We start from the raw sequence: 23,660 nt of genomic DNA on the forward strand, positions 1-23,660 counted from the left end.
GTGGGGCCGCCCGGCCGGCCCCGTCCCGCCCGTCCGTGTCCGAGCCAGTGAGGTTCCCCGCCGTGGTCGATCCGTCCCCGCCCGCCGCCCCGGACGACGCCGTCGCACGGACCCGCGGCGCGCTGAGCCGCATGGGCGCGCCCGAGCGGCTGGCCGCTCCCCTGGTCGCCGTGCTCGGCCCCACCGCCGACGCGCAGCTGACCGCGGACCCGTGGCGGCTGCTGGACCTGCGGTCGGTCACCCCCGAGCAGGCCGACTTCTGCGCGCGGACCCTGCTGGGCGAGGCCGCCCGACCCGACGACCCCCGGCGGGTGCGCGCCCTGGTGGTGCACCTGCTGCGGCGCGCCTCCCGCGACGGGCACACCGCGGTCGAGTACGGGCGGATGGCCCGGGCGCTGCGCGGCCTGGGGGTGGCGGCGCCGGACGCGGCGCTGCAGGCGGCGGCCGAGGACGACCGGATCCTCCTCGTCGAGGACCTGCCCGAGGAGGACGACGACGAGTTCGACGGGGACCTGCCCGAACCGCCCGACCCCGAGCGCTTCCTCGCCCTGGCCGCGCTGGACGGGGCGGAGCGGCGGCTGGCCGCGGAACTGGTGCGGCTGACCGCCAGCGAGCCGATCATGGACTCGGCGACCGCCACCGAGACGGTGCGGACGGCCGCCGGGGCGCTGGGCCGCGACCCCGCCCCCGAGACGGTCGCCGCGCTGGTCACGGTGGCGTTGCGCGGGGTCACCGTCCTGGTGTGCGGTCCCGCCGCGGCCGCGGCGCGGATCGAGGCGGTCCGCTACGCCGCCGCGATCGCCGCCGACAGCCAGGTGGGGATGGCCCTGGTCGCACCGAACGCGAGCGGGGCGGCCGCGTTGAACCGGGCCCTGGCCGGGGAGGATGTGCAGGCGCGCACGGTCGCCGCCGTGCTGTCCGACGCCGCGGCGGTACCGGCCGGGCTGGTGGTGGTCGACCAGGCCACCGCGGTGGACACCGAGACGTTCGCCGCGCTGGCGGCGGCCTGCCCCGCCGAGGCGCACCTGGTGCTGCTCGCCGATCCCGCGCAACTGCCCTCGGCCGGTCCGGGGCAGGTGGTGGCCGACCTGGTCGCCTCCCGGGCCGTGGCGGTGGCAAAGCTGCCGGACGACCCCGCCGCGGGGCCGCGCGAGGCGCTGGCCGCCGCCGTCGGCGAGGGGCGGCTGCCCGAGCGGGTGGACGCCCCCGGCCACGAGGTGGTGCTGGTCCCGGCGGCGTCGGCGGGTGAGGCGGCGCACCGCGCGCTGCAACTGGTCACCGACTCCGTTCCGCGGACCTTCGGCGTGGCGGGCGAGCAGGTCCCGATCGTCACGGCCGCGCCCGGCGGCGAGGCCGGGGCGGCCGCGCTCAACACCGCCTGCAAGGCCCGTTTCAACCCGGGGCCGGGCCGGGTGGGCGGTCTGGACGTCGGCGACCGGGTGCTGCTGGCGGGCCGCGGGGACGGGTACGCGCCCGGCGACACCGGGGTGCTGCGCGGGCACGACGGGTCCGGCGCGGCGGTGGAACTGGCCGACGGCACGACGGTCACCGTGACCCGCCCGGCCCACCTGCGCCCCGGCTGGGCGATCCCGCCGGCGGCGGCGCTGGGCGGGGCCTGGCCCGCGGTGGTCGCGGTGTTCACCCCCGATTCGGCGCTGTCGCGTGCGGCGCTGCGCACCGTGCTGTCCCTGGGCGAGCGGCACGTCTCGGTGGTCGACGCGACCGGTGGGGCGCTGGCCGAGGCGGTGCGCGGCGGGGCTCGGCCCTCCCGGAGCACCCGGTTGGCGCGACTGCTCCGGGAGGGCTGAGGCCGCCGGGGCACGGCCGTTCAGGACGCGGGGGCGCTCCGCTGTGTCGTGCCGGGCCGGGCGGCGCGCGCCCCCAGGGCGAACAGCGCCAGTCCGGCCGAGCACAGCACACCCGCGGCGGGCGGCAGCGTCGCGATCGTGGTGGCGGCCAGCAGCACACCGCCCACCGCGCCGCCGACCGCCGCCCCGAGGTGGACGACGCCGGCGTTGACGGCCAGCGCCTGGGTCCCGACCGGGCCGGCGAGGTGGAGCAGGCGGGCGGTGATCGCCGGGGAGGTGAAGAACACCGAGGCGCCCCAGACGACCGCGGCCGGTCCGACGAGCCACAGCGGCACCGGGCGCAGCGGCCACAGCACCGTGAGCACGGCCATGAGCGCCACGAACACGCCGATGCCGCACCGCAGCGTCGGGTCGGGGCCCCACCGGTCGGTGGCCCGCCCGCCGAGCCAGACCCCCGCCGCCCCGGCGGCTCCGGCGGCGGCGAAGAGCACTCCCCGGACGGTCGTCCCCACGTCCGCCACGGCGGCCAGGTAGGGGGCGAGGTAGACCAGCAGCAGCATCGCCCCGGTGGTGACGCACAGGTTGCCGAGCAGCCCCAGTGAGATCGGCCCCGAGGACAGGACCCGCACCTGTTCGCGCAGCGGTGTCGGCGGCGCGGGTTCGGCCTCGGGCAGCACCGCCACCAGCCAGACCAGGGCGAGTGCCCCGACCGCGGCCATCGCCGCGAAGGTGGCGTGCCAGCCCAGGTGGCCGCCGATCCAGATGCCCAGGGGGACGCCGAGGGTGATCGCTCCGGCGATTCCCAGGGACACCGCGCCGATGGACTGCCCCCGCCGCCCCCTCGGGGGCCAGTGCGGCCGCCGTGGCCACCAGTGCGGGGGTCACCGCGGCGGCGGACGCCGCCGCGAGCACCCGCAGCGCCAGCAGCGCCCCGTAGGAGGGGACGGCCGCCGCCGCGGCGTTGGCCGCGACGAACACGGTGAGCGCCCCGGCGAAGAGCAGGCGGCGCGGCCAGGTGGCGGTCACCACGGCCGCCGTGGGCGCCCCCGCGACGACGGTCAGGGAGAAGACGGTGACCAGCTGCCCGGCGGCCGCCTCGCTCACCCCCAGGTCGGCGGCGATCTCGGGGAGCAGCCCGGCGATGACGTGGTCGTCGGTGTGCACGACGAACGCGGTGAACAGCAGCGCGAGCAACCAGAGGGGCACGGTCCACGATCATGCTGTGACGCGGTGTGCTCCGCAAGGGGTTTCCGGGGCGCCGCCTCCGACCGCTCAGACCCGGTCCAGGAAACCGCCGTCGACGACCAGGTCGGCACCGGTGACGAAGCTCGCGGCCGGGCTGGCCAGGAACACCACGGCCCGGGCGACCTCCTCGGGGCGGCCCAGGCGGCCGTAGGGGATGCGGGAGCGGACGCCGGCGTAGTAGTCGGGGTCGGTGTCGCGCCGCCGCGCCCAGCCGCCCCCCTCGAACTCGATGGGGCCGGGGGAGACGGTGTTGACCCGCACGCCCCGGGGTGCCAGGGTCCGGGCCAGGGCGGCGGCGTGGTGGTTGAGGGCCGCCTTGACCGCGCCGTAGGGCTTGGGGCCGGACGGCGCGGTGACGTGCACCGCCGAGGTGCTGGAGATCAGCACGACCGCGCCGCCGCGCCGCGAGGCCGCCAGGTGCTCCCGGGCCTGCTCGACCAGGGTGGTGAACGGCAGGACGTCGGTGCGCAGGGCCTGCTCCCAGTCCGCGGAGCTGCCGGCGGAGACGTTGGAGACCACGACGTCGAGACCGCCCAGTTCGGCCGCCGCGGTGTCGACGAAGGCGCGCAGCGCGGCGGAGTCGGCCACGTCCAGGTCCCGTGCGACCACGGTCGCGCCCCGCTCGCGCAGCTGCTCGGCGGTCTCTTCCAGCGGCGGTCGGGAGCGGGCGCAGATCGCCAGGTCGGCGCCCTCCTCGGCGAAGGTCTCGGCGATGGCGCGGCCGATGCCGCGGCTCGCCCCGGTCACCAGCACCCCGGCCCCGCGCAGTCCCAGGTCCATCCGTGTCTCCTCTCGTGCGCGCACACGGCCCGCGGGGCCCGGTCGGACGCCCGCGGGCCGGCCGCGGACCAGCCTACGCGCCGGTGGAGTGGAACCCTCCGTCGACATGCACGGTCTCGCCGGTGGTGGCGGGGAACCAGTCCGACAGCAGGGCCACGACGGCGCGGGCGGCGGGTTCGGGGTTGGAGACGTCCCAGCCCAGCGGGGCGCGCTGCGGCCAGGAGGAGGCGAGCTCCTCGAAGCCGGGGATGCTGCGGGCGGCCATGGTGCTCAGCGGCCCGGCCGAGACCAGGTTGACCCGGATGTTCTGTTCGCCGAGGTAGCGGGCCAGGTAACGGGCGGTGGAGGCCAGCCCGGCCTTGGCCACGCCCATCCAGTCGTAGATGGGGTAGGAGACGCTGTTGTCGAAGTCCAGGGCCACCACCGAGCCGCCGTCCTTCATCAGCGGCAGCAGTGCGGTGGTGAGCGCCTTGAGGGAGAAGGTGGAGGTGTGCATGGCGGTGGCGACGTCCTCCCAGCGGGTGTTGAGGAAGTTGCCGCCGAGCGCCTCCTGCGGGGTGAAGCCGATGGAGTGCACGACGCCGTCGAGCCCGTCGACGTGCTCGGCGACCCGCCCGGCGAGGCTGTCGAGGTGCTCGTCGTCGGTGACGTCCAGTTCGAGGACCGGCGGGGGCTGCGGCAGCCGCTTGGCGATGCGCTCGACGAGGCTGAGCCGGCCGTATCCGGTGAGCACCACGGTGGCGCCCTGCTCCTGGCACAGCCGTGCCACGTGGAAGGCGATGGAGGAGTCGGTGAGGACTCCGGTGACCAGGATGCGCTTGCCTTCGAGGATTCCCATGCGTTGTCTCGTTCCTTGACGGGTGGCTGGTGTGGAGGGACGGGGGATCAGTGGCCCATGCCGAGGCCGCCGTCGACGGGGATGACCGCGCCGGTGATGTAGGCGGCGTCCTCGCTGGCGAGGAAGCGCACCGCCTTGGCGACCTCGGTGGTGGTGCCGTACCGGCGCAGCGGGACGTTCTTCTTGATCTCCTCCTGGCGCTCCTCGGACAGCACCGCGGTCATGTCGGTCTCGATGAAGCCGGGGGCCACCACGTTGACGGTGATGTTGCGCGACCCGAGTTCGCGGGCGAGGGAGCGGGCGAAGCCGACCAGGCCGGCCTTGGAGGCGGCGTAGTTGACCTGCCCGGCCGACCCGGACAGTCCGACGACGGAGGAGATGAGGATGATGCGGCCGGTGCGCTTGCGCATCATGCCGCGCACCGCGCGCTTGGCCACCCGGAACGCGCCGGTCAGGTTGGTGTCGAGCACCGCGCTGAAGTCCTCCTCGCTCATCAGGGCCAGCAGCTGGTCCCTGGTGATGCCGGCGTTGGCGACGAGGACCTCGACGGGGCCCTGCTCCTCCTCCACCTGCTTGAAGGCGGTGTCCACCTGGGCGCTGTCGGTGATGTCGCACTGCACTCCGAACAGTCCCTCGGGCGGCTGGCCGGTGCGGTAGGTCACCGCGACGTCGTCGCCCGCCTCCTTGAGTTCTCTGGCGATGGTCAGACCGATCCCGCGGCTGCCACCGGTGACCAGAACCGAGCGAGACATGTACGGCACCTCCGAAGCCCTGCCGGGCGGAAACAGACGTGTGTGGAACGCACAGCAGAGTATCGACCTACCGGCGGGTATCCCCAACCCGGTCCGGACGGTCCCCGGTCTGTCACCGGGCCCGCCTAGACTCCGCCCTCATGGATTCCTCACCTGTGTGGCGCCTGCGCCAGGGCGCGCAGACCGTCGCCGAGATCGAGATCACCGGGTCCGACTTCCCGTGGTTGGAGGGCCGGCTGCGGCCGCGGCCGGGCTTCGCGCCGTGGGCCGCGGTGTTCGCCGAGGAGTTGGCGCTGCTGCGGGCGGACGGCGAGCCGACCGGTGAACAGCTCGCCCGCTCCGAGGAGCGGTACGAGCGCGTCAACGCGGAGCTGACGCTGGTCGCCCCCGACGGCGACGCGGTGTCGGAGTTCCTGTTGCACGTCGACGGCGACCAGGCGTGGTTCCGCTGGATCGACTGAGGCCCGCTCCTCAGCCGGACAGCCGCTTGAGGCCGCCCTCGACGAGGACCGGCACGACCTCGCCGATGTAGTCGAAGTCGCGTCCGACGGTCTTGCCCTGGGTGTAGCGGTAGTGGATGCCCTCCAGGATGACGGCCAGCTTGAAGAACGCCAGGCCGGTGTACCAGTCCAGGCGGGAGACGTCGCGGCCGGAGCGCTCGGCGTAGCGGGCGATCAGTTCGTCGCCGCCGGGGAAGCCGGGGGCGCGGTGCACGTCGCCGGGGCCGGGGGTGGCGAGGATCTCCTCGCTGAAGTAGACGAGCATGAGCCCCAGGTCGGTGAGCGGGTCGCCGAGGGTGGACATCTCCCAGTCCAGGACGGCGGTGATGCGGTCGTCCTCGTCGACCAGCGCGTTGTCGAGGCGGTAGTCGCCGTGCACGATCGCCGCCGGTCCCGAGGCGGGCACGTTCTCGGCGAGGCGGGCGCGCAGTTCGTCGATGCCCGGCAGGTCGCGGCTGCGGGAGGCGTCCAACTGCTTGCCCCAGCGGCGCACCTGGCGTTCCAGGAAGCCCTCGGGGCGGCCGAAGTCGGCCAGGCCGACGTCGGCGGGGTCCACGGAGTGCAGTGCGGCGAGGGTGTCGATCAGGCGCAGCGCGATGTCGCGGGTGCGTTCGGGGCCGCGGGGGGCGAGCTGTTCGGCCCGGCGGAGGGGCACGCCGGTCACGAAGTCCATGACGTAGAAGCGCGCGCCGATGACCGTCTCGTCCTCGCACAGGGTGACCGTGCCGGGCACCGGGACGGGGGTGTCGGCGAGCGCGGAGATCACGCGGTACTCGCGGGCCATGTCGTGCGCGGTGGGCAGCACGTGGCCCAGCGGCGGGCGGCGCACCACCCAGCGGGTGGCGCCGTCGGTGACGGAGTAGGTGAGGTTGGAGCGGCCGCCCTCGATGAGCTCGCCGGTCAACGGACCGGTGACCAGACCGGGCCGCACCTCGTCCAGGTGGGTGCGCAGCCGCCGCAGGTCCAGTCCGGGCGGGTTCTCCACGCTCATCGGCTTCCCTTCCGAAATTGACCGACCGTCCGGTATCTCCGAACGAACACCAGGAAATATACCGAAGGTCCTTTCCGGAAGAACAATGGGCCGGAAAAGACATACCTTCTGGTTGGTTCACCCTGTTCACGGCCGGCATCGCAGTCCGGTCCGCGCCGCCTCCCGCGCGGGAGGCGTCCGCGACCGCCCGGCACTCGTCCCCGGTGGACCGCGAAGAAGAAGAGGTGTCCCCCGGTACCGGTGCCCGGACCGGACGCCCGCACCGGGTCCTGCCGGGGGCTTCGGTGCCGCGGTCGCCGGAGGTCGGGACGCCCTCGGCGGGGGCGGCGGCGCCCCGTTTCCTCCGCGCAGCTAGAAGCAGCTGGAAGTAGTCGATGCTCCGCTCCCACAGCGAGGACTCCGGGGCCGCGGTGAGCGGGTCCGTCCTGGTGATGACGTCCCTGCGGACCCCGTGGCGGCGGGAGTACCGGAAGTCGATCTGCTCCTCGTCCCACGTCCGGTCGACCAGCCGTACGAAGACCGGCACGGCCCTGGACCAGCGCCACATGCACTCCGCGTAGTGCTCCGGTGTGGAGTTCACCAGGATCTCGGGGCGGGAATCCTCGGACGCGAGAGCCCAGACCTGGCCGGAGTCCACCCGGATCCCGAGGGCACGCCGGCAGCAGAAGCCGAGCTCGTGGAATTCCACGCCCGACCGCGAGGTCCGGGGAGCACTCTCGGGCCGGGGTGGTGCTCCAGGAACCCCGGGGAGAGCACGGCGGGCAGCCCCCACCTGAGCAGGCAGTCCCGGGCGGCCCAGAAGATCCGCCACCCGCGGACCACCGCCTCCTCCAGACCGATGCCCTCCTCAGCGCTCCGGCGCATGGAATCCGAAGACCTCCGCATCCGCGTTCCCCACCGTGGTGGGACATCCGGCCACGACCGGACACCCCACCACGGTGCGGACCGTGCGCTCAACCCGGCCGGTGCCCGCCCGCGGGGCCCGCGGCGGGATCCACCTCGCAAGCCGTACCGGTGTTCTCCGCCCTCCCGCCCCGGCAGCGCCAACGGTTCCGCCTCCCGCACGGAGGAGACCGCCCCTCGGCTCCGGGAGGAGTCCGGGCCACGACGCCGGCGGTCAGCCGCACCCGCCCCGCTCCGGGGAGGCGGCGGCTCCCTCGCCCCGGCTCACCTCCTGTCCTGCGCGCTCAGGTGGTCCCCGTGGGAGCGGGGAGGGGGCCACCGGGCGCGGCCGCCCGTCGTTCCCGGCCCGGCACCAGACCGGCCCGTCCGCGTGCGCGAAGAGGGAGAACTCGCCCCCCTGGCGGACCGCGGGGCACAAGCGCCCCGGTCACGGGCGCCGGGTCGTCCTCCCGGGCGACGTCGTCGGCGTCGGCGTCGCACTCCGGGCGGTCGGGACGGGAGAAGTCCGCTCCCCGCAGCAGGTGCCCCGTGCCCGGCCCGAAGCACCGCAGGAACTCGGGGCAGGCCCGCGGCCCCTCGACGCCCTTCCCGGTCGCAGCACCGCGGCGGCCTCCTCAGCCGAGCAGCTTCGGGGGCCGCCACGCGCCCCCGGTCAGTCGGCCGTTCGGCCTACCGGGAGCCGTCGGAGGAAGCCGGATCGTGCCCCGGCGGCGACCCTCCCGACGCTCGGCCGTCCCCTTCGGAACCGCTCGGCGGCTCCTCTCCACACCCCGTTCCCCACGGACGACGCCCCGCGCGGTCACGCGGCTCCCGTACGCAGTCCCTCCAGCAGCCTGCTCGCGTAGTGGTGTCCGATGAAGACGGAGACGTCCTCCGTCGCGGGGCGGCACCACAGGCCCAGGGAACGCACCGACCCCAGGTAGAAGTCGGCGACGACGTCTCCGGAAACCCTGCTGGCGAAGACCCCCGCGCGCTGGCCCCGCTCGATCAGCGCCCGGAACAGCGCACGGTAGTGCCGCCGGTCAGGCTCCGCGACCTCCCCCGGGCCGGCCAGCGTGCGCACCACGACGTCCACGGCCACCTCGCGCAGGTGCTCCTCGACATCGTCGCGGATCTCGTACGGCATGGTGCTCAACTCCGGTCGGCTGCGCGGCAACGACTGCCGGCCCTGGGACGGCCCACCGGCCGCGGCGGCCCGTGGCGGCCGCCCACCACCCACGATAGGGGCAGGTCGAGCAGCAGCCGAGACCCGAGTGTGATCAGTCCGTGGCTTTCGGATGTCACTCCTGTTACGCCCCGCCCAGCGGGCTCACACCCATCCGGCGTCGTGCGCGAGGATCGCGATCTGCACCCGGTTGCTCTTGCCGAGCTTGGTCAGGATCCGGCTGACGTGCGCCTTCACGGTGGCCTCGCGCATGCCCAACTCCGCGCCGACCTCGGCGTTGGACAGTCCCCGGGCCACGCCGAGGAGCACCGCGCGTTCGCGTTCGCTCAACACCTCCAACTGCCGGGCCGCCTGCGCCGCGCCGTCGCCGCCGGGTGCCGCGAAGCGCTCCAGCATGCGCTTGGTGACGCTGGGCGCGAGCATCGCGTTGCCCTCGTGGACGGTGCGCACCGCCGCGACCAGGTCGCGCGGCGGAGTGTCCTTGAGCAGGAAGCCCACCGCCTTCGCGCGCAGCCCCCGGTGCACGTACTCGTCCAGGTCGAAGGTGGTGAGCAGCACCACCCGGGGCGGGTCGGGCAGCTCGGCCAGGCGCGCGGCGGCGGTCAGCCCGTCGACGCCGGGCATGCGGATGTCCAGCAGCACCACGTCGGGCCGCAGCTCCCGGGCCCGCTCCACCGCCTCGGCCCCGTCCGCGGCCTCCCCCACGACCTCCACGTCCGGCGCGGACTCCAGGATCATCCGCAGCCCCGAGCGCACCAACTGCTCGTCGTCGACCACGAGAACCGAGATCACGGGTTGTCCTCCACGGTCCGGGGGGTTTCGGCGGGGGTCACGGGAATGGCGGCGCGCACCCACCATCCGCCGTCGGACAGCGGGCCCGCCACGAACGTCCCGCCCACCAGGGCCAGCCGTTCGCGCAACCCCACCAGACCGTATCCGCTGCCCGGCACGGGGACGACGCCGTCCACCGTGGCGGGGCCGTTGACGACGGTGACCGTCAGCTCGTGCCTGCCGTGGTCGACGCGGATGTCGACGGCCGCGCCGGGGGCGTGCCGGGCCGCGTTGGTCAGCGCCTCCTGCACCACCCGGTAGGCGGTCCGTTCCACCTGTGCGCTCAGCTCCCGCGGTGTTCCGGTGACGCCGAACTCCACCTCCACTCCGACGGCGCGCGCGGAGTCGACCAGCCGCTCCAGGTCGCCGAGGGCCGGCTGGGGCGCGGTCGGCGCCGTGTCCCCGCCGCCGCGCAGCACTCCCAGGATCTCCCGCAGTTCGCTCAGGGCCTCCCGTCCGGTGGTGCGGATCAGCTCGGCGGCCTGGGCGGTGCGCTCGTCGGGCGCGGAGACCTCCAGTCCGCCCGCGTGCAGCACCATGAGGCTGACCCGGTGCGCCACGACGTCGTGCATCTCGCGGGCGATGCGGGTGCGCTCCGCGACGATGGCGGTCTCCGCCAGCAGGTGCTGTTCGCGTTCCAGGCGTTCGGCGCGTTCCCGCAGGTTCTCCACGAGCTGGCGGCGCGTGCCCACCCACAGGCCGAACAGCAGGGGGAACGCGAGGAACATCATGCCGTAGACGGGGATGAGGACGGGCTGCCAGAAGCTGTAGACGGCCACCAGCGCCACGAGGTGGGCGCCCGACCACAGCAGCAGCGGGCGCCACCGGTGGGTGAACCACGCCGCGTAGCTGTAGAGGGCGATGGGCGCCGCGTAGACGTTGCCGAAGAGGGCCACGAGCAGCAGGCTCGCGCTCATCAGCCACTCGGGGCGGCGCCGGCGCACCAGGACGGTCAGCGCGACCAGGCCGGGAATGACCAGGCCGATCTGGAGTGCCACGATCACGGCGGCGATCCGGGAGGTCTCGTCGAGCAGCTCCGGCAGCGCCCCCGGTCCCCAGCCGAACCGTTCGCCGTAGCTGAAGGCGAGGACCATTCCCGTGACGACCGGGGGGAAGAACACCAGCGCGTAGCCGACGTCGGCCAGCGTGTAGCGGTAGCGCCACGCCCACCGCCACACCGCGCGTGCCCGTTCCGTCCACCTCCGCACCATGACCGGGAGTCTAGAAGCCGGAGGCGCGGCGCTCCTCCCTCGGCAGCGGGATTCCCGACCGACGAAAGTCGGTGGTCGGCCCTCGCCGAAAGTCCGGTGCCGGCCGACCGCCCCCCTTCCTTCGGGGAAGCGCGGATCGCCTGTGCGGCCGAGGTTTCACGGGGGTGGGCGGCCCTAGCGTCGAGACACGAGAAGTGATCCGATCCCGACGAGGAGAACCACCGTGCCCACACCCCCCGCCCCTCCCGGGGCGCCGACGCCGCACGCCGTTGTCGTCCGGGCGCTGACCAAGGTCTACCCGACCGGGGGCGCCCCGGTGCGCGCCCTGGACGGCGTGGACGTGTCCTTCGCCCGCGGCGCGTTCACCGCGATCATGGGCCCCTCCGGCTCCGGCAAGTCCACCCTCATGCACTGCATGGCCGGACTGGACACCCCCTCCTCCGGTTCGGTGCGGCTGGGCTCCACCGAACTGACCTCGCTGGACGACAAGCAGCTCACCCTGCTGCGCCGCGACCGCATCGGCTTCGTCTTCCAGTCGTTCAACCTGCTGCCGATGCTCACCGCCCGGCAGAACATCCTGCTGCCCGCCCAGATCGCCGGACGCTCCGTCGACCCCGAGCGGTTCCGCCACGTCGTGGAGGTCACCGGGCTCGCCGACCGCCTGGAGCACCGGCCCGCCAAGCTGTCGGGCGGCCAGCAGCAGCGCGTGGCCGTGGCCCGCGCCCTGGTGGGCGCCCCCGAGGTGCTCTACGCCGACGAGCCCACCGGCAACCTCGACTCGCGCTCCGGCGCGGAGGTGCTGTCCTTCCTGCGCGACTCGGTGCGCGACCTGGGGCAGACCATCGTGATGGTCACCCACGACCCGATCGCCGCCTCCTACGCCGACCGGGTGGTGTTCCTGCGCGACGGCCGCCTCGTCGACGACATCGACCACCCCACCCCCCAGGTCGTCCTCGACCGACTCGCCACCCTGGAGGACTGATCCGTGCTGCATACCGCACTGGCCGGTCTGCGCGCCTCCTGGGGGCGGCTGACCGCGACGATCCTGGCCATCGTGATGGGTGTCGTCTTCACCACCGGCACCCTCGTCTTCGGCGACACCCTGAACGAGAGCTTCGCCGTGCAGGCGATGGGTTCGATGGACCGGGTGGACGTGATCGCCTTCCCCGCCGAGGAGACGGGGGAGGAGGACGCCGAACCTCCGCTGTTGGACGACGCCGCGCTGCGCGGGGTCCGCGCTCTGCCCGAGGTGGCCGCGGCCACCGGGGTGGTCATGGCGTCCGCGCCGCTGCTGGACGCCGACGGCCGCGCGCTGGGCTCGTTCCCCACGCTGGGTGTGTCGGTGGGCGGTGACGTCGCCCGCTACGAGGCCGCCGAGGGGCGCCTGCCCGAGAACGGCGACGAGGTGGCGCTGGCCACGCTCACCGCCAACCAGAGCGGTTTCGGGGTGGGCGACACCGTCACCGTGGTGGCCCCTGACGGCGCCGAGCACGAGTTCACCGTCACCGGGCTGGTCGACTTCGGCCTGGACGGGCAGGTCAGCTACCGGGGCGCGGTCGCCTTCACCCTGGACGCCGCCCAGCGGATGACCGGTGTCGAGGAGTACGCCGAGATCCATGTGCGCGCCGCCGAGGGCGTTCCCGTGGCGGAGGCGGAGTCCGCGGTGGCCGCGGCGCTGGGGGACGCCGCCGAGGTGTCCACCGGTCAGGAGTACGGCGAGGAGTTGGCCGCGTCGGCCGGGGCGCAGGCCGGGGTGTTCACCACGGCGCTGCTGCTGTTCGCCGCAGTCGCGGTATTCGTCTCCGTGCTGGTCATCCACAACACCTTCACGATCCTCATCGCCCAGCGGCAGCGGGAGATGGCGCTGCTGCGCTGCGTGGGCGCCACCCGCGGCCAGGTGTTCCGCGCCGTGCTGCTGGAGGCTCTGGTCGTCGGGCTGGTCTCCTCCGCCCTCGGGGTGGCGGCGGGTATCGCCCTGGGCTGGGCCGGTTTCACCGTCGGCGCGAGCTACCTGGACGCGTCCGCCTCGCCGGGTGTGGTGGTCACGGCGACGCCGATCGTGGTGGGACTGCTGGTGGGCACCCTGGCCAGCGTGGTGTCGGCGCTGCTTCCGGCGGTGCGCGCCACCCGCGTGCCGCCGCTGGCCGCGCTGCGCACCAGCGCGCTGACCGAGGAGCCGAACCGGCGCGTCGGCTGGGTCCGCACCGCCGTGGGCCTGCTGTTCCTCCTCCTCTCGGCCGCGCTGCTGGCGGCGGCGCTGACGATGGGCGCGAGCCAGACCAGCATGATGCTGGTGGTGGCCTCCGGCATGGTGTGCTTCGTCGGCGTGGTGGCGTTCTCCCCGCTGCTGGTGCGCGGCGTGGTCGCGCTCCTGGGCCGGCCGTTGCGCCGTGCGGGCGTACCGAGTTCGCTGGCCGTGGACAACGCGCTGCGCGCCCCGCGCCGGGCGGCGGCCGCGATGATCGCGCTGACCGTGGGCGCCACCCTCATCACCGGTTACTCGGCGATCAGCACCTCCATGCGCGCCACCCTGGAGACCCAGCTCGACGAGCAGTTCCCGGTGGACTACATGCTGTTCTCGCAATGGAACCCGGACAGCGCGGACGAGGCCGCGGCCCTGCCCGCCTCGGTGGCGGCGGAGCTGGAGTCCTCCCCCGCCGTCGACCGCGTGTTCACCGAACGCACCGCGAACGACGAGGAGGGAGTGTTCGTCACGGCCTACCCTGGCGCGGAGCTGGGGGTGGACGTCGGCGGCGGCGCGAAGGAGGGCGACACCGGCGATGTGGCCTCCGGGGCGGTCGCCGTCACCGAGAACGTCGCGGACCGGCTGGGGGTCGGCTTCGGCGACCCGCTGCCGCTGCGCACCGCGGCGGGCGAGCTGTCCCCCACCGTCGTCGCGATCCTGCCCGACGGCGGCGCAATCTACGGCGTGGTCACCTCCGTGGAGGACTTCGAACAGCTCTTCCCCGACGTCCCCGACACCGGCGCCTACGTCAAGGCCGCCGAGGGCGCGTCGCTGCGGGAGACGGCCGACGCGGTCAACGCGGCGGTCGCCGACCACCCGGCCATCCAGGTGTCCAGCGTGGCCGAGATCAAGTCGGAGTTCGAGGGGATGCTCAACTCCCTGTTCCTGGCCGTGCTGGCGCTGCTGGGACTGGCGATCCTCATCGCGGTCTTCGGCGTGGCCAACACGATGGCGCTGTCGGTGCTGGAGCGCCGCCGCGAATCGGCGCTGCTGCGGGCGCTGGGGCTGACCCGGCCGCAACTGCGCCGCATGCTCGCCGTGGAGGCCGTGCTGATCTCGGTGGTGGGCGGGGTGCTCGGTGTCGCGCTGGGCCTGCTGTTCGCCTGGGCGGCGGGCAGCACCACGCTGGTGGGGCTGGTCTTCAGCCCGCCCGTCGCGGAGATCGCCGGACTGCTGGCGGTGGCGGTCCTGGCGGGGCTGCTCGCCTCGGTGCTTCCGGCCCGCCGCGCCTCCCGCGTGTCGATCACCGCGGAACTGGCCGACCAGTAGGGTTCGCCGACCGCCGGACACCCCGTGCCCCGCGAAGGGTCACGGGGTGTCCTGTGCCGCCGCGACCAGCCGGTCCGACAGCGCCTCCAGGGCGGGGTCGACGACGGCGTGTTCGGGGTGGGCGTCGTACCACTCGACGATCTGGCGGGCGCCCGCCGCGAACGGCACGGTCGCGCCGTGCTCGGGGACCAGCGCCCGGACCTTGCTGTTGTCGAAGATCACCGAGTGGGTGCGGTCGCCCAGCAGTCCCTCCCCCACCTTCGGGTCGGCCGCCGCGATCGCGGTGGAGGGCACATGCACCAGGCGCGGCTCGGCTCCGGCGGCGGCCGCCACCGTCTCGTAGATCTGGTTCCAGGTGAGCAGTTCGTCGGAGGTGATGTGGAAGGCGTCGCCGATCGCCTGCGGGTGGCCGAGCAGCCCGGTGAAGGTGCGGGCGAAGTCGGCGTGGTGGGTGAGCGTCCACAGCGAGGTGCCGTCGCCGTGCACGACGACCGGCGCTCCCCGGCGCATCCGCGCCACGTCGGTCCAGCGGAAGTTGAGCGGGACGGCGGTGGCGTCGTAGGTGTGCGAGGGGCGCACGATCGTCACCGGGAAGCCGCGCTCCCGGTAGGCGCGGGTGAGCAGGTCCTCGCAGGCGATCTTGGCGCGCGCGTAGGCCCAGTGGGGGTTGCGCAGCGGTGTGGACTCGGTGATCGGCAGCCGCGCCGGGGGCTTCTGGTAGACCGACGCGGAGCTGATGAAGACGTACTGCCCGGTGCGCCCCTCGAACACCTCAAGGTCGGTTCGGACGTGGTCGGGGGTGAAGGCGACGAAGTCGACCACCGCGTCGAAGGTGCGCCGTCCCAGCGCCGCGCGCAGGGCCTCGGGGTCGCGCACGTCGGCGCGGATCGTCTCGACCCCCTCGGGCGCCGGTCTGAGGGTGGAGGCGCCCCGGTTGACCAGGGTGAGTTCGATGCCCTCCGCCACGGCGTGCCGCGCACACGCGGAGCTGATGGTGCCGGTACCGCCGATGAACAGGACCCGCAGCGCCATGGGCTTCCCTTCGGCTCGGGAGGGGACGGCCGGACAGCCTCTCGGGTGTGGACCCTAGCCGTTTTCCCCCTGGCGGCCCAGTCCCGCCGCCCGTTCCGCGCCGACGGGGCGGCTGCCCGCCCGCTGTCCCACTTGCCGCGTTACGGGCCCGTGTGCGGCGTGTCTGCTCTAGATTTGCCTGGTGGGGCGGCCGCTGGAGGGGTGGGATGAGGACGTTTCGGGTCCAGGCGCGACGCGGGGACGAGGGCTGGGACCTCCACGTCGAGGGGGTCGGGACGGCCGTGGCGGGGAGGCTGACCCGGGCCGAGGCGGTGGCGCGCGAGTACGTGGCGGCGGCCCTGGGCCTGGCCGGGGACTCCTTCGCCGTGGAGGTCGCGGTCGTTCTCGACCCGGAGACCGAACACATGATCCACCGGGCGCGGGAGGCGTCCCGCAGTGCGGCGCGGGCGCAGCGGGAGGCGGCCCGGCAGACCCGCGCCGTCGTCGACCGGCTGCGCCGGCAGGGGTTGAACGGCCGGGAGATCGCCCGCTGCCTGGGGGTGTCGCCGCAGCGCGTCTCCCAGTTGCTGGGCGGCGGTTCCAAGCGGGGCCCCACCCGGGCCGGTTGAGGCCCGTCGGCGGGCTCCTTTCCGCGGGGCCGCGCCCGCGGGGCCCGCTAGTCCCGTCCGCCGCGGCGGCTCCGCTCGTGGCGGAGCAGCTGGAAGGGGCGCAGCGCCGACTCGACCTGGACGGCCAGGTCCATCTTGCTGCTGCCCTCGGCGCGCTCCTCGAAGTGGATGGGGATCTCCACGATCTTCTGGCCGCGGCGGTAGGCGCGGAAGTGCATCTCCACCTGGAAGCTGTAGCCGCTGCTGTGGATGCCCGGCAGGTCGAGCGCCTCCAGTGCGCTGCGCCGCCACACCTTGAAACCGGAGGTGATGTCGCGCAGCGGCATCGCCAGGATCGTCTTGACGTAGGCGTTGGCCCAGCCGCTGAGCAGGCGGCGGCGCAGTCCCCACTCCTGGGACAGGCTGCCGCCGGGCACGTACCGGCTGCCGATGACCACGCCCGCGTCGGTGGACAGCAGGGTGCCCAGCAGTTGCGGCAGGTAGAGCGGCGGGTGGGAGAGGTCGGCGTCCATCTGGGCGACGAACTCGGCGCCGTCGTCCAGGGCGCGGGTCATGCCCGCCACGTAGGCCCGGCCCAGGCCGTCCTTGGCGGTGCGGTGCAGCACCGTGATCCGGCCGGGGTGCTCGGCGGCGAGCTTGTCGGCGACCTCGCCGGTGCCGTCGGGCGAGTTGTCGTCGACCACCACCAGGCGCAGCTCCGGCAGCGGCAGCGCCGTGACCTGCTCGACGAGCACCGGGAGGTTCTCGGCCTCGTTGTAGGTGGGGACGACGACGCTCAGCCGGGAACGGGACCACGGTTCGGGGAGCGTGACCGGAACGGGCATGGCAGCGGGCCTCCAACTGTCTGACTCGGCTCAGCGTATCCGGTCGCTGCTCCCCGGTGGTCGTGTTCGGCCGCCCCGTCGCCGCTCCGCCGCCCGGCGGGGGTCAGTGGCCGCGGTCGGTCTCGGGGACGGCCACGTGCACGGTGGTCCCCATGTCCTCCAGGGTCAGCAGCACCTCGGGGTCGGCGTTGCTGTCGGTGACCAGGTGTCCGATGTACTCGGGGGCGACCGTCTGCACCACGGCGTCCACGCCGATCCTGGTGTGGTCGGCCAGCACGATCACCTCCTCGGCGCAGTCGGCCAGCGCCCGGTCCACCCCGGCGACGGCCGCGTTGGCGGTGCTCACCCCCCGTTCGGCGGTGACGCCGTGGCCGGAGACGAAGGCGCGGCGCACCCGCAGCCCCTCCAGCGCCTGCTCGGCGGCCCCGCCCACGAGGGCCAGTTCGGCTCCGCGCAGTGTGCCGCCGGTGACGACGACCTCGACGCCGGGCGCCTCCGCCAGGATCCGGGCGGCTCTCAGGGAGTTCGTCACGACGGTCAGTCCGGTGCGGTGGACCAGTTCGGCCGCCAGGGCCGCGACCGCCTCGCCGGGGCCCAGGACGATCGCGTCGCCCTCGGCGACCAGGGTCGCCGCGGTGCGGGCGATGGCCGCCAGTTCCGGGCTGGGGGCGTCGTCGTCGCGCCGCGGGCCGCGGTGCCCGGGCAGGGACGCGCCGCCCCTGCGGCGGTCCAGCACGCCCTGGGCCTCCAGGATCCGCACGTCCCTGCGCACGGTGACCTCCGAGACCCGCAGCCGGTCGGCCAGGTCACGCAGCGCCATCGTGCCGTGGACGCGCAGCAGTTCCACGATGAGCTCCCGGCGCCGGTCCGCGAACGCGGGCCGGTCCTGTACCGTCATCTCCTCCACCCCTCAACTCCTCGGGCCCGGTGCGGGCTGAGGACGATCATAGGGGCGTCTCATCAGCCGAAACGGACCCCGTGGGCGTGAAAGGCCCGCTCGATGGCCTCGTCGTCGGCACCGTCGGCACGGCTGTCGGCGGCCTCGTCCGTGCTCTCGGGGACCTCGCCCAGCACCAGGGTGAGGAGGAACAGGATGACGAGGACGACGAAACCGGCGAGAGCGCCGATACCGAACAGGATCAGCGGTGACATGCCGACCTTCCTCTCGTGACCTCAGCGGACGCATTCCCGCTTTATCCGCTTCTTACACGCGCGGCGCTTCGGGTCACGGGAAGATGGCGCGGGGGACAGGGGCCGGCCGGGCCCCGTCCCCGGCGTGGTCAGGCGGTGGTTCCGGCGGGCGCGGTGCGGGTGGCGACGGCCCCGCGCAGCGCCGGGGCCACCAGGGCGATGCCCACGCACAGCGCGGCCGGGACCGCCAGCGCCGCCGCGATGTCGACGGTGTGCGCGACCGCCCCGATCGCGACCGGTCCGCTGAGCAGGCCCAGCTGGCCCATCGCGGAGACGAAGCCCAGGTTGCGGCCGGCGCGCCGCGGGTCGTACTCCACGGCCGCCCCGAAGACCTGCGGGATGATGCAGGACAGTCCGGCGCCCATGATCGCGAAGCCCGCGATCCCGGTGGGCGCCCAGGGGGTGGCCAGGGTCAGCGCCAGTCCGGCGAAGGCCAGCAGCGCGCCGCCGCGCACGATCGTCACCGTGCCGAGGGTGGCGGTGAGCCGGTCGCCGACCAGGCGGCCCGCGGCCATGAGCGCGGAGAAGGCGGAGAAGCCCAGCGCCGCCACCGCCCCGGACGCGTTGCGCGCGTCGTGCAGGTAGACGGCGGCCCAGTCGGTGACCGAGCCCTCGGCCAGCATGCAGCAGAACGCCGCCGCGCCGAACAGGACGATCCGCAGCGGGACGCCCCGCCGGGCCCGGGTGCTGCCGGAGGGGGTGGGGCCGGTCGCGGCCGCGGCGTCCAGGTCGCGGCCGCGCAGCAGCCACGGCCGCACCGCCAGGGCCAGCGCGGACATGGCCAGCGCCACGGCGGCGAAGGTGAGCGGCGCGCTCACCCCGAGGTGGGCGGAGGCGCCGCCCACCGCCGCACCGGTGAAGCCGCCGACGGAGAAGGCCGCGTGGAACGACGCCATGATGGGGCGTCCGTAGCGCCGCTCCACCCGGGCGGCGTGCACGTTCATCGGCACGCCGAGCAGTCCGCTGCCGAGCCCGATCGCGGTCAGCGCGGTGAACAGGTAAGGCAGCGAGTTGGCGAATCCGGGGGCGAGGAGGGCCAGGGAGGCCAGCAGGGCCGCGGGCGGCATGACGGCGGCGCTGCCGTAGCGGTCCACCATGCGCCCGGCGACCTGCATGGCGGCCAGCGAGCCGACCGCCAGGCCCAGCAGGGCCAGGCTCAGTTCGCCGTCGTTGAGTCCGGCGCGCTGTTTGACCTCGGGGATGCGGGACGCCCACACGGCGATGACCATGCCCGCGACGAAGAAGTGGGCGAGCACGGCGGTGCGGGCGCGGCGCAGCCGGGAGGCCGCTGCCGGAACGGGGTCGGAGGGAACGGGAAGACGGGATTCGTGCTGGTTCTCAGCCACGGCTCACCAATCCGTAGGGCAGTAGGGACAGCCTCGGCCGCAGGGTCGCGGCGGCGCGGGGCAGGACTGGGAACGGCGGCTCGGGGCCGCCGTGGCGGGTGGACCGGCGCGGCCCCTGTGGGGTGCCGTCCGGTCAGACGCGGTGGACCGCCACTCCGGCGGCCCGGATCTCGGCGATGCTGTCGTCGGACGCGCCGGTGTCGGTGACCAGCACGTCGACGTCGCTGACGGGGCCGACGTGCCCCATGGTCACCTGGCCGATCTTGGTGGAGTCGGCCACCAGCACGACTTGCCGTGCCGACCGCATCGCGGCCCGTTTGATGGCGACGTCGGCCAGGTCGTAGGCGGTGACGCCGTCGGTGAGGGACAGCCCGCAGCAGCTCAGGACGGCGGTGTCGAAGCGGACCGCGGCCAGGGAGGCCTCGGTCAGCGGACCGGTCATGGCCAACTCCCCGGGGCGCACCTCTCCTCCGGGCATGAGGAGCCGGACCGTGTTGCTCTCGCTGAGCACCGCGGCCGCCTGCAGCGACAGCGGCATCACGGTGACGTGCCGCTCGGCGAGGGCGCGGGCCGCCTCCACCACGGTGGTGCCCCGGTCCAGCAGGACCGCCTGCCCGTCGTCGACGAGTTCGCCGACCGCCCGGCCGATGCGCTTCTTGGCGTCGACGGCCATGCGCTCCCGGATGGCGTAGGGCGGTTCCTGCCCGCGGGGCAGGAGGCTGACGGCGCCGCCGTGCACCCGCCGCAGCACGCCCTTGTCGGACAGGTGGTCCAGGTCGCGCCGGATGGTCATCTCCGAGTGCCCGGTGAGTTCGGCGAGTGCCGCGACACTCACCTCCCCCTCGGCTCGGAGGCGGGCCACGATGACGTCCATCCGCTCGGCGCTGTCCACGGCTCAATTCAAACACAGAACATGTTCGTTCGCTCGTTTCTAGCGCTTTTCTGTGTGTGAACTATCAACAAGGTTGAGTGATACGGGGCACAGCGCGTTCCGGTTCCGTCGCGTGGGCCACAATGGAGGGGTGTCCTCCCTCCCCACCGCCCCCCGCTGCGACGTGTGGTGGGCCGACCCGGCCCTGGCCTCCCCGCCCCTGCTCGACCTGCTGGACGAGACGGAGCGGGCCCGGCACGCCCGCTTCCGGCTCCCCGCGGACCGGGACCGCTACGCGGTCGGCCGCGCGCTGGCCCGCCTGCTGTGCGCCCGCGCCGCCGGATGCGACCCGCGCGAGGTGGTCTTCCGGCTCCGCTGCGGCCACTGCGACCGGCCCGAACCGCACGGCAAGCCCCACCCGGCGGGGCCCGCCGAGGGCTGGGAGCTCTCCGTCACCCACTCCGGCCGGAAGGTGGGCGTGGCCCTGAGCCGCGGCCTGCCCGTGGGACTGGACGTGGAGCAAATCGCCGACCGCGACCTGGACGGCCTGGTCCGCTACGCGCTGACCGAACGGGAACGGGCCGAACTGGACGCCCTCGCCCCGGCCGAGCGCGCCGCGGGCTTCTTCACCTACTGGGCGCGCAAGGAGGCGCTGCTCAAGGCCACCGGCCAGGGCCTGTCCGGCGGGCTGACCTCGGTGGAGGTCAGCGGTCCGCACACGGACGCGGCTCTGCTGACCTGGAGCGGCCCCGCCGCCCCCGACCACGCGCGGCTGTTCGACCTGGACGCCGGGGACGGCTACCGCGCCGCGCTGGCGGTGCTGGCCGCCCCGTCGGTGACGGTGGCGGTCCACGACGCCTCCCCCCTGCTGGAGGCAGCGCACCACGGGTTCGCCCCGCAACCGGGTTCGCCGCCCGCCGTGCCCTGAGCGGCCGTCCCGGCGCCGCGCTCCCATCCGACCATCGGATGTCCAGGTCGGCGCGGTCGGCGGCGCGTCAAACATGCCGCCGCAGCCACATTCCTGTACTGGCGGGGTAAGCCCTTCCTGCCTTGACCCGCTTTCGGCCGCGTTGATGTATTTCAAAGCGTGCTCAGCAACCCGCCGCTCCTCCCCTCCCCCGACACCGTCCCCGACCCCTACCGCTGGCTGGAGCGGAGCGACTCCCCGCGCAGCGCCCGCTGGATCGCCGAACGGGAGGCCGAGTTCCGGTCCGCCGCCGCGACCTGGCCGCTGCGCGCCGCCCTGGCCGCCGACATCCGCCGCCTGGTCTCGGCCACCCAGTGGTCGCCGCCGCGTCGTCGCGGCGGCCTGCTGTTCGCCACCCGCCGCGACGACGGCGACGAGCACCCCCGGCTGGTGGTCGTCGACCCCTCCGGACGCGAACGCGTGCTGTTCGACCCGGTCGCGCACGACCCCGGCGGCACCACCACGCTGGACGCCTGGGAGCCCAGCCCCGACGGGAGCCTGGTGGCGGTGCAGACCTCCCGCGGCGGGGTGGAGCGCGGGACGCTGCGGGTGCTGTCGACCGCCACCGCACGCCCCGTGGAACCCGCGATCGCCGGCGTGCGCTACGCCCACGTGGCGTGGCTGCCCGCCCACCACGGCCCCGCCTTCTACTTCGTGCGCCGCGACGACTCCGACGGACGGCGCGGAGTGTGGCTGCACCGGGTCGGCGGCGGCGCGGACACCCTGGTGCACCCCTGCCAGGCCGCGCGCACCGTGCCCGGGGTGCGGCTGCGCCGCGACCGGTGGCTGCTGGTCACCGAGAGCCACGGCACCGGGCACAGCAACGACCTGTGGCTGGCCGACCTGGCCTCCGCTCCGCCCGAGGCGCCCGTGCTGCGGCCGGTGCACGTGGGCCGCGACATCGAGTCCGAGGCCGACGTCGGCCCCGACGGGCTGCTGTACCTGCGCACCACCCACGGCGCGCCGCTGCGCCGGATCTGCGCGGCCGCCCCCGCCGAGCCCGCCCCCGAGCACTGGCGCGAGGTGGTGCCCGAGGACCCCGAGGCCCCCCTGGACGGCTTCGCGGTGGCGGGCGACGCCGCGGCGGTGGAGGTCGTCTACACCCGCACCAGGCTCGGCATCAGCGAACTGCGCGTCCGCTCCCCCCGCACCGGCGCCGACCGCGCGGTCCCGCTGCCCGGAGAGGGCATGGTCGCCCAGGTGGCCGCGGAGGCGGACGGCACGGTGCACTTCTGCTACGCCGACGTGGCCACCCCGCTGACGGTGTGCGAACTCCGCCCCGACGGCGCCGTCGCCCCCTGGCCGGACGCCGGTCCGCTCCCCGAGCGCCCCCGGATCGAACGCCGCGCCCTGTCGTGCGTCTCCTTCGACGGGGTGCGGGTGCCCGTCACGGTCTTCGCGGCCCCCGGCGCCCCGCCCGGCCCCACCATCCTGCACGCCTACGGCGGATTCGGCCGTCCCCGCCAGTTCGGGTTCTCCGCCACGGTGCTGGCCTGGCTGCGCGCCGGCGGCCGCTACGCGGTGGCGCACGTGCGCGGCGGCGGCGACCGCGGCCGCGCCTGGCACCTGGCCGGCGCCGGCCGGCACAAGGTGCGCGCGGTGCGCGACCTGGTGGCCGCCGCGGACTTCCTCGTCGGCGCGGGCGAGTGCACGCGCGACGGACTGTGCCTGTCGGGCGGCTCCACCGGCGGACTGCTGGTGCTGGCCGCGATCGCCCGCCGACCGGACCTGTGCGCCGCGGTGATCGCCTCGGCGCCGCTGGCCGACATGGTCCGCTTCCAGCGGCTGGGCCTGGGGTCGATGTGGACGCGCGAGTTCGGCACGGTCACCGACCCCGACGACCTCGCGGCGCTGCTCGACTACTCCCCCTACCACCGGGTGCTGCGCTCCCCGCCCACCCGCTACCCGGCGGTGCTGCTCACCGGTTTCGACGGCGACACCCGCACCGACGCCGCGCACCCCCGCAAGATGTGCGCGGCCCTGCTGGAGCGGGCCACCGGCCCACGCCCGGTCCTGCTGCGCTACGAGCGCGGCGTGGGGCACGGGCCGCGCGCGGTCACCCGCGCCATCGAGCTCGCGGCCGACGCGCACGCGTTCGCGGCCGCGCAGACGGGGCTGTCCCCGACCCGCCGGACCCCGGCGGGCACGGCCCCGACCGCAGAGAGATGAGGTGAAGGCCCATGGACGACAACCTGTTCGACGTCGAGGTCGAGGACCTGCCGGAAGTCACGTCACGCGACGTCACCGCCGGTGGCGACACGGACGGCACCGACGGCAGCTCCG

At 74.5% G+C, this 23,660-nt stretch carries 21 protein-coding genes and 2 pseudogenes; 7 read left to right on the plus strand and 16 right to left on the minus strand.

Going from position 1 to position 23,660, the window contains the following annotated elements:
- Positions 1-62 precede the first annotated feature (62 nt).
- A complete protein-coding gene (locus FOF52_RS08820; protein WP_248593342.1) occupies positions 63-1,808 on the plus strand; it encodes a helix-hairpin-helix domain-containing protein in 1,746 nt (581 codons plus the stop codon).
- 20 nt (positions 1,809-1,828) lie between these two features.
- On the opposite strand, the gene FOF52_RS08825 is transcribed toward FOF52_RS08820, so the two are convergent.
- From FOF52_RS08825 to fabG, 5 genes and pseudogenes are all read right to left on the minus strand, one after another.
- Entirely contained in the window at positions 1,829-2,620 is a 792-nt protein-coding gene (locus tag FOF52_RS08825) for an MFS transporter (RefSeq protein WP_248593343.1), read from the minus strand.
- An 82-nt stretch (positions 2,621-2,702) separates the two neighbouring features.
- A pseudogene (locus FOF52_RS22155) lies at positions 2,703-3,014 on the minus strand (MFS transporter); the annotation flags it as partial.
- Positions 3,015-3,080: 66 nt separating this feature from the next.
- A complete protein-coding gene (locus tag FOF52_RS08830; RefSeq protein WP_248593344.1) occupies positions 3,081-3,833 on the minus strand; it encodes an SDR family NAD(P)-dependent oxidoreductase in 753 nt (250 codons plus the stop codon).
- 73 nt (positions 3,834-3,906) lie between these two features.
- Complete coding sequence (gene fabI, locus FOF52_RS08835; protein WP_248593345.1) at positions 3,907-4,671, minus strand: enoyl-ACP reductase FabI; 765 nt, start codon at positions 4,669-4,671, stop codon at positions 3,907-3,909.
- 47 nt (positions 4,672-4,718) lie between these two features.
- A complete protein-coding gene (fabG, locus tag FOF52_RS08840; RefSeq protein ID WP_248593346.1) occupies positions 4,719-5,423 on the minus strand; it encodes a 3-oxoacyl-[acyl-carrier-protein] reductase in 705 nt (234 codons plus the stop codon).
- A gap of 140 nt (positions 5,424-5,563) precedes the next feature.
- On the opposite strand from fabG, the gene FOF52_RS08845 reads away from it, so the two are divergent.
- A complete protein-coding gene (locus FOF52_RS08845) occupies positions 5,564-5,884 on the plus strand; it encodes a hypothetical protein (protein ID WP_248593347.1) in 321 nt (106 codons plus the stop codon).
- Positions 5,885-5,894: 10 nt separating this feature from the next.
- Here FOF52_RS08845 and FOF52_RS08850 read toward each other — a convergent pair whose 3' ends face one another.
- The 5 genes and pseudogenes from FOF52_RS08850 to FOF52_RS08870 all read right to left on the minus strand — a co-directional run bounded on the left by FOF52_RS08850 (position 5,895) and on the right by FOF52_RS08870 (position 11,024).
- Positions 5,895-6,914 (minus strand): phosphotransferase family protein, encoded by a 1,020-nt coding sequence (locus tag FOF52_RS08850; protein ID WP_248593348.1) that lies wholly within the window; start codon positions 6,912-6,914, stop codon positions 5,895-5,897.
- 433 nt (positions 6,915-7,347) lie between these two features.
- Positions 7,348-7,725 (minus strand): annotated as a pseudogene (locus FOF52_RS22160) (SUKH-4 family immunity protein); the annotation flags it as partial.
- Between the two features lie 891 nt (positions 7,726-8,616).
- Positions 8,617-8,943: a TetR-type transcription factor C-terminal domain-containing protein gene (locus FOF52_RS08860; RefSeq protein WP_248593798.1), complete on the minus strand. Its 327-nt coding sequence runs from the start codon at positions 8,941-8,943 to the stop codon at positions 8,617-8,619.
- A 183-nt stretch (positions 8,944-9,126) separates the two neighbouring features.
- A complete protein-coding gene (locus tag FOF52_RS08865; RefSeq protein ID WP_248593350.1) occupies positions 9,127-9,774 on the minus strand; it encodes a response regulator transcription factor in 648 nt (215 codons plus the stop codon).
- Positions 9,771-11,024 (minus strand): sensor histidine kinase, encoded by a 1,254-nt coding sequence (locus FOF52_RS08870; RefSeq protein WP_248593351.1) that lies wholly within the window; start codon positions 11,022-11,024, stop codon positions 9,771-9,773. The genes FOF52_RS08865 and FOF52_RS08870 overlap by 4 nt, the downstream gene beginning before the upstream one ends.
- A 223-nt stretch (positions 11,025-11,247) precedes the next feature.
- On the opposite strand from FOF52_RS08870, the gene FOF52_RS08875 reads away from it, so the two are divergent.
- Positions 11,248-12,006 carry an ABC transporter ATP-binding protein gene (locus tag FOF52_RS08875; RefSeq protein ID WP_248593352.1) on the plus strand — a complete coding sequence of 253 codons (759 nt, stop codon included), beginning with the start codon at positions 11,248-11,250 and terminating at the stop codon, positions 12,004-12,006.
- 3 nt (positions 12,007-12,009) lie between these two features.
- Complete coding sequence (locus FOF52_RS08880) at positions 12,010-14,538, plus strand: ABC transporter permease (RefSeq protein WP_248593353.1); 2,529 nt, start codon at positions 12,010-12,012, stop codon at positions 14,536-14,538.
- Positions 14,539-14,577: 39 nt separating this feature from the next.
- On the opposite strand, the gene FOF52_RS08885 is transcribed toward FOF52_RS08880, so the two are convergent.
- The gene (locus tag FOF52_RS08885; RefSeq protein WP_248593354.1) at positions 14,578-15,570 is read right to left on the minus strand and encodes an SDR family oxidoreductase; all 993 of its coding nucleotides are present in this window, start codon (positions 15,568-15,570) and stop codon (positions 14,578-14,580) included.
- Between the two features lie 206 nt (positions 15,571-15,776).
- Between FOF52_RS08885 and FOF52_RS08890 the strand changes: the two genes are divergently transcribed.
- The gene (locus tag FOF52_RS08890) at positions 15,777-16,178 is read left to right on the plus strand and encodes a hypothetical protein (RefSeq protein WP_248593355.1); all 402 of its coding nucleotides are present in this window, start codon (positions 15,777-15,779) and stop codon (positions 16,176-16,178) included.
- 47 nt (positions 16,179-16,225) lie between these two features.
- Here FOF52_RS08890 and FOF52_RS08895 read toward each other — a convergent pair whose 3' ends face one another.
- From FOF52_RS08895 to FOF52_RS08915, 5 genes are all read right to left on the minus strand, one after another.
- Positions 16,226-17,002 (minus strand): polyprenol monophosphomannose synthase, encoded by a 777-nt coding sequence (locus FOF52_RS08895; RefSeq protein ID WP_248593356.1) that lies wholly within the window; start codon positions 17,000-17,002, stop codon positions 16,226-16,228.
- 103 nt (positions 17,003-17,105) lie between these two features.
- Positions 17,106-17,900, minus strand: coding sequence for a DeoR/GlpR family DNA-binding transcription regulator (locus FOF52_RS08900; RefSeq protein WP_248593357.1), 795 nt, complete (start codon positions 17,898-17,900; stop codon positions 17,106-17,108).
- Positions 17,901-17,962: 62 nt separating this feature from the next.
- Complete coding sequence (locus tag FOF52_RS08905; protein WP_248593358.1) at positions 17,963-18,154, minus strand: hypothetical protein; 192 nt, start codon at positions 18,152-18,154, stop codon at positions 17,963-17,965.
- A gap of 128 nt (positions 18,155-18,282) precedes the next feature.
- Positions 18,283-19,539 (minus strand): MFS transporter, encoded by a 1,257-nt coding sequence (locus tag FOF52_RS08910; protein ID WP_248593359.1) that lies wholly within the window; start codon positions 19,537-19,539, stop codon positions 18,283-18,285.
- Positions 19,540-19,672: 133 nt separating this feature from the next.
- The gene (locus FOF52_RS08915) at positions 19,673-20,431 is read right to left on the minus strand and encodes a DeoR/GlpR family DNA-binding transcription regulator (RefSeq protein ID WP_248593360.1); all 759 of its coding nucleotides are present in this window, start codon (positions 20,429-20,431) and stop codon (positions 19,673-19,675) included.
- Between the two features lie 130 nt (positions 20,432-20,561).
- On the opposite strand from FOF52_RS08915, the gene FOF52_RS08920 reads away from it, so the two are divergent.
- Complete coding sequence (locus FOF52_RS08920) at positions 20,562-21,338, plus strand: 4'-phosphopantetheinyl transferase family protein (RefSeq protein ID WP_248593361.1); 777 nt, start codon at positions 20,562-20,564, stop codon at positions 21,336-21,338.
- Between the two features lie 159 nt (positions 21,339-21,497).
- Entirely contained in the window at positions 21,498-23,546 is a 2,049-nt protein-coding gene (locus FOF52_RS08925; RefSeq protein ID WP_248593362.1) for a prolyl oligopeptidase family serine peptidase, read from the plus strand.
- The last annotated feature ends 114 nt before the right edge of the window (positions 23,547-23,660 follow it).

The organism is Thermobifida alba (genome assembly GCF_023208015.1).
Classification (GTDB): Bacteria; Actinomycetota; Actinomycetes; order Streptosporangiales; family Streptosporangiaceae; genus Thermobifida; species Thermobifida alba.